Origin of the sequence: Paenibacillus solanacearum (genome assembly GCF_910593845.1) — a bacterium.
GTDB lineage: Bacteria > Bacillota > Bacilli > Paenibacillales > NBRC-103111 > Paenibacillus_G > Paenibacillus_G solanacearum.
Genome location: NZ_CAJVAS010000002.1, coordinates 138,433 through 151,923 on the forward strand (window position 1 = coordinate 138,433; position 13,491 = coordinate 151,923).

18 protein-coding genes are annotated in these 13,491 nt (G+C 55.2%); 3 read left to right on the forward strand and 15 right to left on the reverse strand.

The annotated features are described in order from the left end of the window. The 4 genes from plsX to KXG62_RS03000 all read right to left on the reverse strand — a co-directional run bounded on the left by plsX (position 1) and on the right by KXG62_RS03000 (position 2,512). The gene (gene plsX, locus KXG62_RS02985; protein WP_218090439.1) at positions 1-999 is read right to left on the reverse strand and encodes a phosphate acyltransferase PlsX; all 999 of its coding nucleotides are present in this window, start codon (positions 997-999) and stop codon (positions 1-3) included. Then, positions 983-1,579 carry a transcription factor FapR gene (gene fapR, locus KXG62_RS02990; RefSeq protein WP_218090708.1) on the reverse strand — a complete coding sequence of 199 codons (597 nt, stop codon included), beginning with the start codon at positions 1,577-1,579 and terminating at the stop codon, positions 983-985. The genes plsX and fapR overlap by 17 nt, the downstream gene beginning before the upstream one ends. Before the next feature lie 189 nt (positions 1,580-1,768). Next, a complete protein-coding gene (gene rpmF, locus KXG62_RS02995; protein WP_218090440.1) occupies positions 1,769-1,942 on the reverse strand; it encodes a 50S ribosomal protein L32 in 174 nt (57 codons plus the stop codon). A gap of 33 nt (positions 1,943-1,975) precedes the next feature. Then, complete coding sequence (locus tag KXG62_RS03000; protein WP_218090441.1) at positions 1,976-2,512, reverse strand: YceD family protein; 537 nt, start codon at positions 2,510-2,512, stop codon at positions 1,976-1,978. Positions 2,513-2,647: 135 nt separating this feature from the next. On the opposite strand from KXG62_RS03000, the gene KXG62_RS03005 reads away from it, so the two are divergent. After that, entirely contained in the window at positions 2,648-3,895 is a 1,248-nt protein-coding gene (locus KXG62_RS03005; RefSeq protein ID WP_218090442.1) for a nucleotidyltransferase, read from the forward strand. Here KXG62_RS03005 and KXG62_RS03010 read toward each other — a convergent pair. Next, on the reverse strand, positions 3,892-4,974 hold the full coding sequence (locus KXG62_RS03010; RefSeq protein WP_218090443.1) for a SepM family pheromone-processing serine protease: 1,083 nt from the start codon (positions 4,972-4,974) through the stop codon (positions 3,892-3,894). The genes KXG62_RS03005 and KXG62_RS03010 overlap by 4 nt on opposite strands. Positions 4,975-5,190: 216 nt before the next feature. Between KXG62_RS03010 and KXG62_RS03015 the strand changes: the two genes are divergently transcribed. Continuing rightward, on the forward strand, positions 5,191-6,453 hold the full coding sequence (locus KXG62_RS03015) for a nucleoside recognition domain-containing protein (RefSeq protein WP_218090444.1): 1,263 nt from the start codon (positions 5,191-5,193) through the stop codon (positions 6,451-6,453). A gap of 22 nt (positions 6,454-6,475) precedes the next feature. Here the strand turns inward: KXG62_RS03015 and coaD are convergent, their stop codons facing one another. The 4 genes from coaD to KXG62_RS03035 all read right to left on the reverse strand — a co-directional run bounded on the left by coaD (position 6,476) and on the right by KXG62_RS03035 (position 9,121). Then, positions 6,476-7,015, reverse strand: a complete 540-nt coding sequence (gene coaD, locus KXG62_RS03020) for a pantetheine-phosphate adenylyltransferase (protein WP_218090445.1) — start codon at positions 7,013-7,015, stop codon at positions 6,476-6,478. Between the two features lie 31 nt (positions 7,016-7,046). Further along, entirely contained in the window at positions 7,047-7,616 is a 570-nt protein-coding gene (gene rsmD, locus KXG62_RS03025) for a 16S rRNA (guanine(966)-N(2))-methyltransferase RsmD (RefSeq protein ID WP_218090446.1), read from the reverse strand. Positions 7,617-7,936: 320 nt separating this feature from the next. Next, on the reverse strand, positions 7,937-8,257 hold the full coding sequence (locus KXG62_RS03030; protein WP_218090447.1) for a hypothetical protein: 321 nt from the start codon (positions 8,255-8,257) through the stop codon (positions 7,937-7,939). A gap of 219 nt (positions 8,258-8,476) precedes the next feature. Then, the gene (locus tag KXG62_RS03035; RefSeq protein ID WP_218090448.1) at positions 8,477-9,121 is read right to left on the reverse strand and encodes an ATP-dependent DNA ligase; all 645 of its coding nucleotides are present in this window, start codon (positions 9,119-9,121) and stop codon (positions 8,477-8,479) included. A gap of 102 nt (positions 9,122-9,223) precedes the next feature. On the opposite strand from KXG62_RS03035, the gene KXG62_RS03040 reads away from it, so the two are divergent. Beyond that, positions 9,224-9,448, forward strand: a complete 225-nt coding sequence (locus KXG62_RS03040; protein WP_218090449.1) for an alpha/beta-type small acid-soluble spore protein — start codon at positions 9,224-9,226, stop codon at positions 9,446-9,448. Positions 9,449-9,521: 73 nt separating this feature from the next. Here KXG62_RS03040 and KXG62_RS03045 read toward each other — a convergent pair whose 3' ends face one another. The 6 genes from KXG62_RS03045 to KXG62_RS03070 all read right to left on the reverse strand — a co-directional run bounded on the left by KXG62_RS03045 (position 9,522) and on the right by KXG62_RS03070 (position 13,488). Next, the gene (locus KXG62_RS03045) at positions 9,522-10,166 is read right to left on the reverse strand and encodes a glycoside hydrolase family 73 protein (protein WP_218090450.1); all 645 of its coding nucleotides are present in this window, start codon (positions 10,164-10,166) and stop codon (positions 9,522-9,524) included. Positions 10,167-10,407: 241 nt separating this feature from the next. Then, complete coding sequence (locus KXG62_RS03050) at positions 10,408-10,623, reverse strand: DUF3973 domain-containing protein (protein WP_218090451.1); 216 nt, start codon at positions 10,621-10,623, stop codon at positions 10,408-10,410. 216 nt (positions 10,624-10,839) lie between these two features. Continuing rightward, a complete protein-coding gene (locus tag KXG62_RS03055) occupies positions 10,840-11,274 on the reverse strand; it encodes a DUF350 domain-containing protein (protein ID WP_218090452.1) in 435 nt (144 codons plus the stop codon). A gap of 41 nt (positions 11,275-11,315) precedes the next feature. Next, positions 11,316-12,608 (reverse strand): glutathionylspermidine synthase family protein, encoded by a 1,293-nt coding sequence (locus KXG62_RS03060; protein ID WP_425517328.1) that lies wholly within the window; start codon positions 12,606-12,608, stop codon positions 11,316-11,318. Positions 12,609-12,702: 94 nt separating this feature from the next. Beyond that, complete coding sequence (locus KXG62_RS03065; RefSeq protein WP_218090710.1) at positions 12,703-12,948, reverse strand: hypothetical protein; 246 nt, start codon at positions 12,946-12,948, stop codon at positions 12,703-12,705. 90 nt (positions 12,949-13,038) lie between these two features. Next, positions 13,039-13,488: a hypothetical protein gene (locus KXG62_RS03070; RefSeq protein ID WP_218090453.1), complete on the reverse strand. Its 450-nt coding sequence runs from the start codon at positions 13,486-13,488 to the stop codon at positions 13,039-13,041. Between the last annotated feature and the right edge of the window lie 3 nt (positions 13,489-13,491).

Sequence of the window (13,491 nt, forward strand, 5' to 3'; positions counted from 1 at the left end):
TCACATCTCGCTTCCGTTACTGATTTCGGAGGACATGCTGCGAACCAGATCGTTTTGGATCGCGATCCTCGCCTGCCTAACCGCATTTTTGAAAGCATAGCTGTTCGACGAACCGTGGCCTTTCAGCACCAAGCCGCTTACGCCGAGCAGCGGGGCGGCGCCATGCTCCGTATAGTCCATCTTTTTGCGCATTTGCAGCATGCCTTTCTTGACAATGGCTGCGGCCAGCTTGGTCAGAAAATTGCGCATAAATTCCTTTTTCAGCTCGGACATGATGACGGAAGCCGCGCCTTCCACCGACTTCAGCATAATGTTGCCGGCGAATCCGTCGCAAACGATCACATCGCACGGCTTCCGCAGAACGTCTCTCGACTCTACGTTGCCGACGAAATGAATCGGCGCTTGTTCCAGCAGCGGAAAAGCCGCTTTCGTCAGTTCGTTGCCCTTCATCGCCTCGGTACCGATATTCAACAAGCCTACTGAAGGCTTTGTCAACCCGTGAAATTTGCTGCGGTACAAGCTGCCCAAGACCGCATACTGGACGAGCTGCTCCGGCGATGCATCCACGTTCGCCCCCAGGTCGAGCACGAGTACGCCGGCGCCGTCTATCGTAGGGAACATCTGCGCAAGCGCCGCCCGTTCGATTCCTTTGATCCGTCCGACCACAAGCGTCCCGATCGTCATGAGCGCCCCGGTGTTGCCCGCCGAGATCATGGCGTCGGCCTCCTGCTCCTTGACCATCCGTCCGGCAACCACCATTGACGCATCCTTCTTGCGTCTGACCGCCTTGACGGGCTCGTCATCGGGCTCAATGACCTCGCTGGCGTGGCGAAGCTCGATATTGCTCAGCTTCTTCCCTTGAAGCAGCGGCTCGATCACCGCCGTATCGCCGACAAGAATAATCTTCGTGTCCGGCCACTCCTCGGCAGCGGCGATCGCCCCCTCCACTACCGCATAGGGAGCGTGGTCTCCGCCCATGGCATCAATCGCTATCCGCATGAAGCTCTCCTCCGTCGCTACGGTCTTTGCTGGCATGATAAATAATAAAGTTCCCTTGGAAAACCATCTCATCCCCGACGTACGTAAATACTTCCACTTTCGCTTTTCCTTTCGATATCGAGCGTACGTATGCTTTGGCGATACATTTTTCCTGAAGCCGAACCGGCCTTACGAATCGGATGTCCGCCGCGGCCGTTAACGCTACCTGATCGTTGATCAGCGCAACCGCCAGCGAGTTCGCTTGCGAGAAAATATGATGTCCGCGCGCAATCTTCGTTCTGGAGAACACGTGCTCTTCTTTGATTTCAAACATCGATATGCCGCTCTTGTCCAGCTGTAGGTCGATCACATCGCCGATCACTTCGTGCAGCGGCAAAGAACGCACCTGATCATACGACTGCTCGGCCATCAGTTTCATCCGTTCCCGGAGCTCGGGAATGCCGAGCTCGAGCCGGTCCAGACGAATCGTCTGGATGCTGACTTGAAACAGCCGCGTCAATTCCTCGTCCGTAATAAAAGGATTCTCTTCAATCGCTCTGGTTAGCTGCTGCTGGCGCTGTCTTTTGGGAAGGCGTTCGATGACGTAAGCACCACCTTTGTTGGATCATAGCGCAAGTTCCTCGGTTGGGTATGTACCTGACACTACATCTTATGACCAAGTAATATGAGATAGTATAATGGATTGCCGTCCAAAATGGAAGCTTTCCTACGGCAAAAAAAATAGCACCTCACCTGTTGGATGAAGGTACTATCTCTTTGGCCGGTATAATTACTGAGTGATGATCTCTCTCTTTTTGTAGTGACCGCAAACCTTGCAAACACGGTGAGCCAATTTCGGTTCTCCGCAGTTGTCACATTTTACCATGCCTGGTACTACCAATTTAAAGTGAGTCCGGCGCTTGTCGCGGCGCGTCTTGGATGTTCTCCTTTGAGGTACTGCCATATTCCCACCTCCTTAAGCGAATTCACGATACGGTTACGATTGATTGTTAAAAAAATCCGCCAGTCCCGCCAGACGCGGATCGACCTTGTCCTGTTTACAGCCGCAAGCCTGCTCGTTGCGGTTCGTTCCACAGACGGGGCACAGGCCCTGGCAATTACTGCTGCAAAGCGGTATGAACGGGAGCGCCAGCATGACGCTTTCCGCCAAGTAGGGCAAGAGATCAAACCGGTCTTCCTGAACGTAAAGGAAATCGTCGCCTGCCTCGTCCTCGTCCGCTTCCAAATCGAAAGCTTCCGGATCCGGTTCTTCCCCTTTAACGAATGTTTCGTGAAACGGAATGGTCAGCTTCTGCCGCACCGGCGCCAAGCAACGCGAGCATGCTTGCTCCACATCGATTTCCAGCTGGCCGGTTACTTCCGCCATCCCCTCTTGATTCCGCGCTTCCAGCTGCACCTGCAGCGGGCCGAAATCGAGCAAGCTGCCCTTCTTCGGTAAAACGCCGTTCAAGTCTTCCGTTCCGTTCAATCGGATTGCCCCTTTGGAGGCTACATCCTTCAAATGTATAAGCATGTCGTATCACCCCAAACAAACAAATTTTATTATAGCGACTATCTCTTTGTTTTGTCAACATTTTCAGTTCATGCTATAGTAATTCATAGATGCTGCCAGCGATTCCGCTGGATTTTGTCGTACGGAGGAACCTCTATGCGCACGGTCGGTTTAATTGTCGAATACAATCCGCTGCATAACGGTCACTACTATCATTTCCAACAATCGAAGAACGCAACAAATTGCGACGCCGCCGTCTGCGTTATGAGCGGACATTTTTTGCAGCGCGGCGAACCCGCCGTCGTGAACAAATGGGCCCGCGCCGAGATGGCGCTGCGCATGGGCGCCGATCTGGTGCTGGAGCTGCCTGTGGCCTTCTCCGCGCAGCCTGCCGAATGGTTCGCCTACGGCGCGGTATCGGCGCTCGACGCAAGCGGCGTCGTCGATACGCTCTGCTTCGGCAGCGAGAGCGGCGATATCGCCTGGCTGGAAGCGGCCGCGGAGGCGCTTGAGCAGGAGCCGGAGACGGTGCGCCAGAGCCTGCAGGACGAGCTGAAGCGCGGCGCAGCCTACCCGGCCGCCTTCAGCCGCGCAGTGTCGCAGCACGTGCCCGGCGCACGGGAGGAGGAGCTGGCCCGGCCCAACAACACGCTCGGCCTTCACTATTTGATCGCGCTGCGCCGGCTCGGCAGCGCGATCGTCCCGCATACGATTGCACGGACGAAAGCCGAGTACAATCAATCGAGCATTACGGACAAGCAGATCGCAAGCGCCACCGCCATCCGCAAGCTGCTGTTCGAAACGCGGACGCTGGAAGGCATAGGCCCGTATGTGCCCGACTACACGCGGCGCATTCTCGAACGCGAATGGCATGCAGGCCGGGCACCGATCGACTGGGAGAAGTTCGCGCGCCCGCTGCTGCTTCAGCTGCTGCATCATTCACCCGAGCAGCTTGCCGGCTTTCACGAAGTGACGGAGGGGCTGGAGCACCGCATCCGGCGGGCTGTGGCCGAGCTGCCGCCGCTTGCGGACGGCGCCGTCGTTGAAGGGCTGCTGGAACGACTGAAGACGCGCCGTTATACGCGGACCAAGCTGCAGCGCATGCTGCTGCGCATCCTGCTGAACCATTCCAAAGATCAGCTCGCCGCCGATGTGCTGCGCGCAGGCGTCCCTTATTTGCGCGTGCTCGGCTTCACGGAGAACGGGCGCACGCTGCTCAAACGGATGAAAACGGCGGCGAAGGTGCCGATCATCACCAAAGTGACGGACGGCCTCTCGCCGCTGCTGGACCTCGATATACGCGCTACTTCCATTTTCGCCTTAGGCTACGACCATCCCGGCCCCCGCGATTTGCTCCGCGATTATTACGAACAGCCGATCCAAACGGGATCGCTTCCGGATTAGCCTCCCGCCTTGGGAGGCAGCTTTTCCAAATAGCTCAGTGCGTCGCCGATCGTCCCTACGGGGACGATCTTCATTTTGGTGTGAAGCTCTTCCGCGCGTTTGAGCGCGTCGGAATAATTCGGAATTTTTTGCCCTTGAACCTCTATGTCTTTGGGGCTGAAAAATATTTCGGCGCCTGCCTTATCCGCCGCGACAATTTTGTGCTGAATGCCGCCGATGACGCCGACGTTCCCTTTCGGATCGATCTCGCCGGTCCCGGCGATGATGTAGCCTTTGGAAATGTCCCCCTCCGTGAGCCGGTTGTAAATTTCAAGCGAGAACATCAGCCCGGCGGAAGGGCCGCCGATATCCCCCGCCTTGATCGTCACCTGCTTCTCCTCGGCATCCGCCTTAATGCTTTGCAGCTCGGCCGGAACGACGCCCAGTCCAACGCGCTGCGGCTGCGTCCCGCCTTCGCTCGGCAGCACGCCCAGCCCAATTTCCTTCGTCTGGACGGTTCCCTTGCGCTTAAAGGTGACAGCCACCGTATCTCCCGCCTTTTTGGAAGCAAGATACGTTTGCAGCTCCTTCAGCGCAGTGACCTCCATCTCGTCCACCTTGAGAAGGTAGTCGCCAGCCCGCAGTTCTTCATGCGCCGGAAACTCGGGATACACTTGCTGAATGACGAGACCTTCTTTTTGAATATGGTACGGAATGTTCAGCTTGTTGTAAGCCGCCTGAATCGCATTGGCCTGCGAGGAAAGCATAACGACTTCCTGCCGCTGTGTGTATTCCGACTCGGTCTCCCCTTTGCGCAGCAGTTCCTGCTTCATCCGCAGCTCCTCGTACGGTCTGACAAACGACATCAAATAGCCGAAAACGGTCGCATCCGCGACGCGAACCGTCGTCAGCATGAATTTGCCTTTATCCCCGGCATCGGCTGCTTTGGTGTGCACCATCGGGGCTAGCGCCTCCGCGGTACCCGGTTTAAAAATATACAGAGGCAGCGGCAAAAAATAAACCAGATAGATGATGGCGATCGCGGTAAAAACGGAAAATACAATGCGTGAAGCGCGTTTGAGGTGCCCCGCATCTCCCATGTTGTAATCCCCCCTGGTTCTTTTCGCAAAATGTATGTTGAGCAGCGTGTAACCGTTGCATATTGTTGACAACTGACACCGGTTCGCGGGTGTAACCGTTGCAATCCGTTGCAAATGGTCACCGGTTGTTCCTCGATGATCATTTGCAACATAGGTCTAAACAATTCGGACAAAGCGTAAACATGTACCAATCTATATGCGCTTGGAGTGATTCGGATGCAACGAAGGCATGCTCTCTTCTCCCCCCGCCTGGCCACGCTGCTGCTCGGCGTTTCCGCGCTGGCGCTCGTATTCGGCATAATCCGCTTTCCCGCTCAAGCCTTCCAAGCCTCCATCCAGGGGCTGCACTTATGGTGGAAGCTGGTGTTCCCCACGTTGCTGCCGTTTTTAATATTAACGGAGCTGCTGCGCGGGCTCGGGCTGCTTCATGGCCTCGGCGGGCTGCTTGAACCGCTGCTGCGGCTGCTGTTCAGGCTTCCGGGCATCGGCGGATGGGTTTTGGCACTCGGGTATACAACCGGGCCGCAATCGGGCGCAGCCGCGATCGGCGCGCTGAGAAAGGACGGCACGATTACGCGCGAGGAAGGCGAACGCCTCCTGTCGGCTTCGCATGTGTTTAACCCGATATTCATCATCGGCGTCGTCGGTGTGGGCTTTCTGCACAATGCTACGGCAGGCTTAGCACTGGCCTTCATTCATTACGCTTCGGCCCTATTGCTCATGCTGCTGCACCGCATAGGCGCCCGTTCTGCAAGCCTGACTCCGTCTTCAAGACATGCCGTAAGCGGGGCCGGACCAGGCTGGCTGCCAAGAAGCGCGCATATGATGCGAACGGCAAAAAACCGCGACGGGCGAACGTTCGGCAAGCTGTTAGGAGACTCCGTCACAGCCGGCATCGAACAGCTTTTTATTATCGGCGGCTGTATGATGATTTTTTCCGTCGTGATGCAAATGATTTCCTTGACGCACATTTCCGCAGCCGTCGCTGCCGTCTGTTCCTTGTTCGGCTTTCGCACGGAAGACTCTGCATCGTTGTTTACGGCGCTGCTGACCGGGTCGCTGGAGCCGAATCTGGGCGCATATGCCGTTGCCAGCTTCCGAACGCTGCCCGAATCCGCCCAATCGGCGCTGCTGAGCCTGCTCATCGCCTGGGGCGGCTTGTCCACGCATGCACAAGTCAAAAGCTTCGTCGCCGGGACGGATTTGCGATTTTCGCGGTTCATGCTCTCGCGCTTGCAGCACAGCGTGATCGCTTTCGCGCTGTCATTCATATCCTGGAAGCCGTTGATGGCTGCCCTGTCGCAAGACAACCACCAGCCGGTGCTGGCCGGCTATACCGCGGCGAACGCGGCCTGGTCCATCGAAAAGGACAGCCTCTGGCCGCTCATTAGTCCGATGATGCTTCAATTCGGCACGACAATTTTGATCCTGCTCTTATTGTCCGTTTTCGCCGCTTTTTTAATGAGCCGGAAGCATTAAAAAAGCTTAAACGCCCCTTACTTCATTCGGTCCCGCTGCCGTATTTGACGCGAAGCGCCTGCTCCACCTCGGCCGGAACGAGATCCGACACCGGGCCGTGGAAGCGGGCCACCTCTTTTACGATGCTCGAGCTCAAATACGAATATTTCGGCGTAGACGTCATAAAGAACGTCTCGATATCTTCACTGAGCTTTTGGTTCGTCGAAGCCATTTGCAGCTCATATTCGAAATCGGAAACAGCGCGCAATCCTCTGACGATCAGATGCGCGTTTTTTTGTTTCATATAGTTGATTAATAAGTCCCGGAAACTGTCAATTTCGACATTCGGCAAATCGGCTGTCACCCGGCGAAGCAGGTCCATTCGTTCCTCGACGGAAAAAAGCGGGTTTTTGCTCGAATTGTTCAACACTGCGACAACCAGCTTGTCGAACACCTTCGCGGCACGATGAATGATATCCAGATGACCGTTCGTTACCGGGTCGAAGCTCCCGGGATAAACGGCTATTTTCCAGCTTGTATCCGTTTTTTCGCCGCGATCGCGATTTTGTTCTTTAGCATCCATATGTACGGTCAGCTCCTTCTCCTGTTGCCCTTTAAATCTCGTTATTGCCGCTGCGATTGCGGAAAATGGTGATCGCGGTATCCCCGTATTCCGCGCGCCGCATCCATTCCAGCGTCCCTACCGCCGTATCGTGCCGATCTTCCGCGTCATGCTCGATGACGACGCGGGCCCCGTCCGCGAGCAGACGTCCTTCCGCCAGCACTTCCAGCAGGTCCGGAATAAGTTTGAGCTTGTATGGGGGGTCGAGAAATACGAGATCGAACTGCATGTCCCTTTTTCCAAGCGCTTTCACCGCTTTGACCGCATCGTTGCGGAACAGTTCCGCCCGGTCGGCCAGCCCCGTCGCCTGCAAATTAAGGCGTATCGTATCGATCGCCTTCTTGTCCATATCCGTCAATACCGCATGCTCCATCCCGCGGCTCAACGCCTCAATGCTAAGGCCCCCTGTGCCTGCGAATAAATCCAGCACATAACCCCCCTCAAAATACGGGCCGATCATGCTGAACACCGCTTCCTTCACCTTATCCGTAGTGGGCCGCGTCCCCATGCCCGGCACCGCTTTAAGCGGGCGCCCCTTGGCATTGCCCGAAATGACTCTCATGCTCCAAGCCTTCCTTCGCCGTAATAGTAATGCTATCGTACCACAAACGTCTTCCTGTGCACAAAAAGAAACAAATTTTTTTGCCAACACATGTATACTTTGGCTAAAAAATGCCCAACCTTATATCATCGACATCCGAAAATGTCGTAGACAACCGCGGAGAAGACTTACGTTCCCCATAAGCTCTTCGTCCGGTTTCTCCTCTCCCATGAAGGGCCTCGTCGTGAGACGGGGCCCGAATTATTTTCTCACATGATAACAAATGCCAAACAGTCCTTCCAGATCTTCTGAAAGGACTGTCTTTACGTAAGCTTCACTATTTATTCCAATCCCATTTGCGTCTTAAGCTTCAAAACGCCGCCTTTAAAACTGAATATCGCACTCGACCCGTTTGTGTTCCCATGATATAAATACATGATTGATGATTGCTGACCACCACCATCATTTTTTTCTGATATGACTTCACCGGGCCCGCCGATCATCCCCGTCACTTGCTCATAAGTCATCCCATAATAAATGTTGTCAAACACTTCTTTTGAAATCGTGATTTTCTCTTCTTCTCTTTCAAATGACGGGACACCGCCTATACCGCCTAAGGAAATCCCGGATCCAGCGGCATTGATTTGCCCGGGTGCGGCCAACTCTGGACCGGAAGCCGCGCTTTCACCGGAACTGGCTGCCTCGTTAACGTTAGATGTTGGCGCTTCGCCAGCCGTTTGAGATGGTTGAACGGATTCTGAAATGGACTCCGACCAAGTGTTATTTCTGGTCTCTCCTCACTCTATGTCTATGAAACAATTTTGACTATGTCATACGATTCGAGTTAACGTTTCAATTTATAAGGGCACCTTGCAATATATTTATGACAATGGGGATGCAGGCACATTGTCACCAGCATCCGGTTCCGAAGTTTGATCATCCATCGCAATCCTCAACCAATCGTGGGAGCGCCTTGATACGTAAGGGCTGTCCATTTTTTTGGCGACGATGCCATTTACCGTTTTATGTTTCCATTCACTCAAAAGGCCACTTGCGCTGCCCTCCGTCTGCGGTACAATGACGAAACGATCGTTTGCGTCCAGTACAGACTCCAGAATCGAACGTCTTTTGACAAGCGGAAGGGTGCGAAGATCTCGTTCTTTATAAAACAATATATCCCAGACGGCAAAATGAACCGGCCTCCGGGCAGCATACGCATCGATACGTCTAGTGTTGTTTAATTTCAATCTCTCTATCACCCAGCCCGGCTCCAGTTGGCCGGTATCGGGATTAACGCAGCATACTTCGCCGTCGAGAACGACATCGCCGCTCTCGATCGGGACGCGGTGCAGTTCCGGATATTGCCGCGTGCACTCTTCCTTATGACGCGTCCACAGCCTGGTTTCTCTCGCGTTCCGCGACAAAATCAGCCGGTGGCCGGCCATCTTCGGTTCGAATAAATAAGAATCGTCCGTGAACGGCTTGGATGCAGGTTCCGGGAGCATAGGGGAAATAAACATTGTCATCACCAAATTCATCATATCACGACGAATGGGATGAATAATTAGGGAATGGATGGGGGACATATAAGATTACTGGTATGAAACCAAACAAATGGAGGTATATCGATGGCTAGAGGTCAATCCAGAAGCAGCAATCAATTGGTGGTGCAGCAAGCGTCCCAGGCGTTGGAGCAATTGAAATACGAAGTCGCGCAGGAGCTCGGCATTCAAATTCCGCAGGACGGTTACTACGGTTATATGGCTACGCGCGACACCGGCGCAATCGGCGGACATATGGTGCGCCGACTGGTGCAAATCGCGGAACAGCAGCTGTCCGGTTTCCGCCGATAATGTTTTGAGCAACACCGCATCTGACGATACTTCGGCATCCCCTCGGTTAGCTAAACCGGCGGGATGCTTTTATTTATACGTCGATCCCGCTCTGCCTTGCGAAGATGACGGTATTCAGCCAAGCCAGCTCTGCACCGGTCAGCTGCCGCTGATACGCTTTTTCCGCCCAAGTATAATCCGACAGCAGCCCCTTATGGTAGAAGCCGTCCAGCGCGTCGCCAAGCATTTTCCACTGCCAGTCGTGTTCGAATTTCATCGGGAAGTCCTCCTCCTCCATCGTATCGTATTGTTCTAAACGGTACGTTCGTATGATCGAAATCAGTTTATTCGCATACTGCGGATCGGTTGCGTAGCCGGCGCTTTGCAGCGCATAAGCGGCCCCGGCATAGTCTAACGCCCGGCTCCGCTCAAAAAATCCCGCGGCAGCGTAACGGCCGTTCTGCAGCAAAAAGTCGCTATGATCCCTCATGCTGTCCTCCCAGCTGTCGTATACGCGAAAGCCGTCGCGAATGGTAATATAGCGTCCGTTCACGTACTCCTGTGTGACAAGATCGTTACCCGTGCCTTTAATGCCAAACAGGTTGTTACCCGGGGCAGCCGTCCCCCAGCCGGTTTCGAGCGCCGCTTGGGCCATCTTAACGGAAGCTAGCACGCCGGTACGCTGCTGCTCGGACACAGCAACAGGCGCGATGGTACGAATGAATTCCTGCGGTGTCATCCTTTCTCCCCCCTTGTATCCGGATGCTGTATTATACGCAGCCAACGGCTTGCCCGACCTTTGCAGATGCGCATGTTTCCCGCCCAATCTGCCGCTTCACCCGAACCGCTCATGCTAAAGGAGGGATAAGGCTTGTCCGTGCTGTGGGATCCACTCCGCGCCATATCGCCGCTGTGGTACCCGTAACATCCGGCTGGCGGCGCGGTCCAATCCTTGCGCAGCGCCGCCGGCGATCGACGTTCTATTGCGACAGCGCAAACGGCTCCAGCCATTCGGCACTTCGGCTGCCTGCGGGAGGGGGACTGTTGTGCTTATCAGCTTTCCCGCAGTACCCTGCCGGATACAGCACACCGTTGTAATAATGAAAGCCTGTCCGGAATGTTACGTCTTTAATTTCCGTTTCCTTGCTGCTCCGCTCAAGCGGATGAATCCCTTGGCAAGCGATACAATAAAACATACTTCGACCTCTTTTCGTATTCAGCCTCAATGATAGACAATATATACGCCCGAATCCGGTACGTTATGACAGGCTCGGCGATTTTTTCACAAATTCGCCTTTCGTGTCGAGTGCTGAAGGAACGAACAGGGCCGTTTACTGCCAAACGCAAAAAAACCGCCGGCGCCATGCGGCCGACGGTTACAATCCAACAGAATCGGAGGCTTCTAAGCTTGATCAGTAACTGATCAGCGAAGCCATCAAAAGCCCGGAGGCCACGCTTAGACAAAAAGTAAATATGCCTACCGAAATATTTCCTTTCGGAATTTCGGCCACGACTTTAAACGGCGTCAACAGCTCGAACAAATAAAATACGGCTATCTGAAATACGATGCCAAGCAGTCCCCATACGATCAAATCGACGATGCCGACAGAGTGGTATACCGCGGAAGCCAGCACCAGCACCTGCCCGATGATTTTCCCACCTAGATCGTAGGCGGCCGCTTTGCCCGCCGCCGCTTTCGCCGGGTTGCCGACATCGCCGCCGTCCCGGATCAAGCGAAACTCGTTGTACGGTGTCGTCCAATTAAAAAATAAAATGCCTAAGCCCATCAGCGGGACCGAAACTCCCAAATAAATTAAAAAATTAACGATCGACTCCCAAAGCGCCAATGCTGTAACCCTCCCGGCCTATGTATTCTCTTTCCTGTCCTTCACCCGCTGAACGCTGACGGCAAATAAAACGATAAATTATCGGTAATGCGTCCGCCTACTCTGGCGACAACGGCGGAGCCTTTTCCGTCGATAAGAAAGCAGCCCCACAGCAGACGTCCGCGGTATGGCCCCGTGAGCGTCTCGACCTCGATCGGCGGCAGCTCCGCATACTGCTGGTATATCATCGGCTGATGCAAATACTCGTCTTCCCCGTTCTCTTCGGGAGCGGTCCCGCTTCCGTCGTAAATCGTAACGCCGCTGCCTTCTCTCCCAAGAATCGGCTTGCGGACATACGCCATTCCTTCCGGGAAACGAGGCTCCAAATACGTCGGCAGCATATAACGTTCAATGACCTCATGCTCTCCCGGCGTATAAAACCGCCCCGTCTCATGCAAGTTCCAGATGAGCGCCTGCAGCGCTTTCGTCTGCGCCGCAAATCCGGACGGCGGGTTGATCACGGCCAGCTCCCGGTCGGCAATAAGCTTTAGCACATGCTCTCCGGTCGGATAACCGTCATCGTCGCGGTCTTGCGCCAATTTCTCGATGGCGTGCAGACGATAGAGCAAATCTACAGGTGTCAGCTCCGCAGCATCGCTCTCGTCGGCAGGCGACCATAACCGCTCGCCAAGCACGCGCAGCGCTGACAGCGGTGCAAAGCCCGCCCCCACCAGTCCTGATTGCGCAAGCAAGTACCGCGTCGTTCCCGCGTCTTCCTCATGCCAATCCAGCGCGCTGAACACGATACGCTCCGTCCTGCAGCCGGCCTGCCGGTACAGCTCCCTCATCCGGGTGAAAGCCGCCCCCAGCATTGCGCTGCAGCCGCGATTCGGGTCCTCAGCGCCGTACGCCTCGCATACGGCCCCGTTCACGTGAAACGCTTCGACAATGCCGGTCGGCGTATCACTGTTGAACTCGAGCATCTTCAAGCCGCCCGGAGTATCTGCAAAGTCAAATCTCCCGATCAACGTCGGGATCGTTTCGTCGAACCGCAGAGCGATAGCCCCGAACGACGCCTCGGGCAACCCCAGCTCCGCCCAAAGCGCCGGCTCTCCCTGCTGAACGACGGAAACCGTCTTGGCATAGATCCGGCCGAGCGCTTCCGCTGCCGAGCGCATTTCCTGATGCTTATCCCGGCTCATACGGTAAAGTCCGGCGAGGGCGTACTCTTGCCCGTACAGGCAATCCCACGTAAAGACGCCTTCGCTGCGAAGCGGTTCGTAGATCGCGTTTCGCCGGTCAGCGTAGCGGTCCGTCAATCGAACGGTTCCCTTGGTCATCCTTCTACGCTCCATTCTCATGATCCATTCCTTCTATCCCTGCAGGCACCCGGTCTTGACGCCGCGTGCACGCTGCACAATAAATATTCACCCCAGCGTTCCCCTCGTCTCAGGAACTGGAAATACCGCTGCTGCCAATGCCTCCGTGAGAGCCTGAGCTGACACCGCTAGAGGACCCCGATTTGCTCGACCCGCCGCCTGAGCCGTAATAGCCTGCGCTGGACCCGGACCGGCCGCTGCCGTTGTCGCAGTAGCCGTCCTGATTTTGATCGACGCAATCTTTATTGCTGGAGCAGCCTGCGCTGCTACCCAGAATGAGCGCCGACGCCAAAAACAGCTTTACCGCTTTTCGCATCGACAGCGGACGCTGGACCGGCTGACTGATCATCCCGCTGCTATCGTTTCGTTCCAATGCTGCTTCTCTCCCTCCGCTAAGTATCCGGCTTTACACGGGAACCGCGTAATACACGTACGTTTCCCGATCCTCGTCAATTTCCGTGGAAGTTCGGTACCACTCCCTGTCGTTGACGTACAAATAGTTCGCTTGCAGATGAAGCATCGCCTCTAACGTATCGGCAAAGCTGAACGTATGAATCAATGGGTAATCGGCCGTTCCCTCCGCATACTCTCTCAGCTCCATAACAACGCCTCGGCGCCCCGCTGCCAGCGGCTTGCCCCAAGGCATGGTCCGTTCATCCTCCGCTTCCTTCACATAAACGACATAGCAGGAGGACTCGACGGCAGCGGACGTTTTCTCGTACACGGTACCGTCCTTCACAAAGTAATCGCAAGCAAACCGCAAGGCGGTTTCATCACGGCCGACCCGCTCGTAATAATATAGCAGCGGAAATGTGTCGCCCTGCTCCGAGTACAGCCGGTATTCCAATCGTGCCACAGT

What these genes read in the sequence shown, in the direction of transcription:
- KXG62_RS03010 (WP_218090443.1), bottom strand. Translation starts at nt 4,974, where the DNA reads ATGGGAGATGCGGGGCACCTCAAACGCGCTTCACGCATTGTATTTTCC.
- KXG62_RS03040 (WP_218090449.1), top strand. Translation starts at nt 9,224, where the DNA reads ATGGCTAGAGGTCAATCCAGAAGCAGCAATCAATTGGTGGTGCAGCAA.
- plsX (WP_218090439.1), bottom strand. Translation starts at nt 999, where the DNA reads ATGCGGATAGCGATTGATGCCATGGGCGGAGACCACGCTCCCTATGCG.
- KXG62_RS03060 (WP_425517328.1), bottom strand. Translation starts at nt 12,608, where the DNA reads ATGGAGCGTAGAAGGATGACCAAGGGAACCGTTCGATTGACGGACCGC.
- rpmF (WP_218090440.1), bottom strand. Translation starts at nt 1,942, where the DNA reads ATGGCAGTACCTCAAAGGAGAACATCCAAGACGCGCCGCGACAAGCGC.
- coaD (WP_218090445.1), bottom strand. Translation starts at nt 7,015, where the DNA reads ATGGATGCTAAAGAACAAAATCGCGATCGCGGCGAAAAAACGGATACA.
- KXG62_RS03005 (WP_218090442.1), top strand. Translation starts at nt 2,648, where the DNA reads ATGCGCACGGTCGGTTTAATTGTCGAATACAATCCGCTGCATAACGGT.
- KXG62_RS03000 (WP_218090441.1), bottom strand. Translation starts at nt 2,512, where the DNA reads ATGCTTATACATTTGAAGGATGTAGCCTCCAAAGGGGCAATCCGATTG.
- KXG62_RS03035 (WP_218090448.1), bottom strand. Translation starts at nt 9,121, where the DNA reads ATGACAATGTTTATTTCCCCTATGCTCCCGGAACCTGCATCCAAGCCG.
- KXG62_RS03045 (WP_218090450.1), bottom strand. Translation starts at nt 10,166, where the DNA reads ATGACACCGCAGGAATTCATTCGTACCATCGCGCCTGTTGCTGTGTCC.
- KXG62_RS03015 (WP_218090444.1), top strand. Translation starts at nt 5,191, where the DNA reads ATGCAACGAAGGCATGCTCTCTTCTCCCCCCGCCTGGCCACGCTGCTG.
- KXG62_RS03050 (WP_218090451.1), bottom strand. Translation starts at nt 10,623, where the DNA reads ATGTTTTATTGTATCGCTTGCCAAGGGATTCATCCGCTTGAGCGGAGC.
- KXG62_RS03065 (WP_218090710.1), bottom strand. Translation starts at nt 12,948, where the DNA reads ATGCGAAAAGCGGTAAAGCTGTTTTTGGCGTCGGCGCTCATTCTGGGT.
- rsmD (WP_218090446.1), bottom strand. Translation starts at nt 7,616, where the DNA reads ATGAGAGTCATTTCGGGCAATGCCAAGGGGCGCCCGCTTAAAGCGGTG.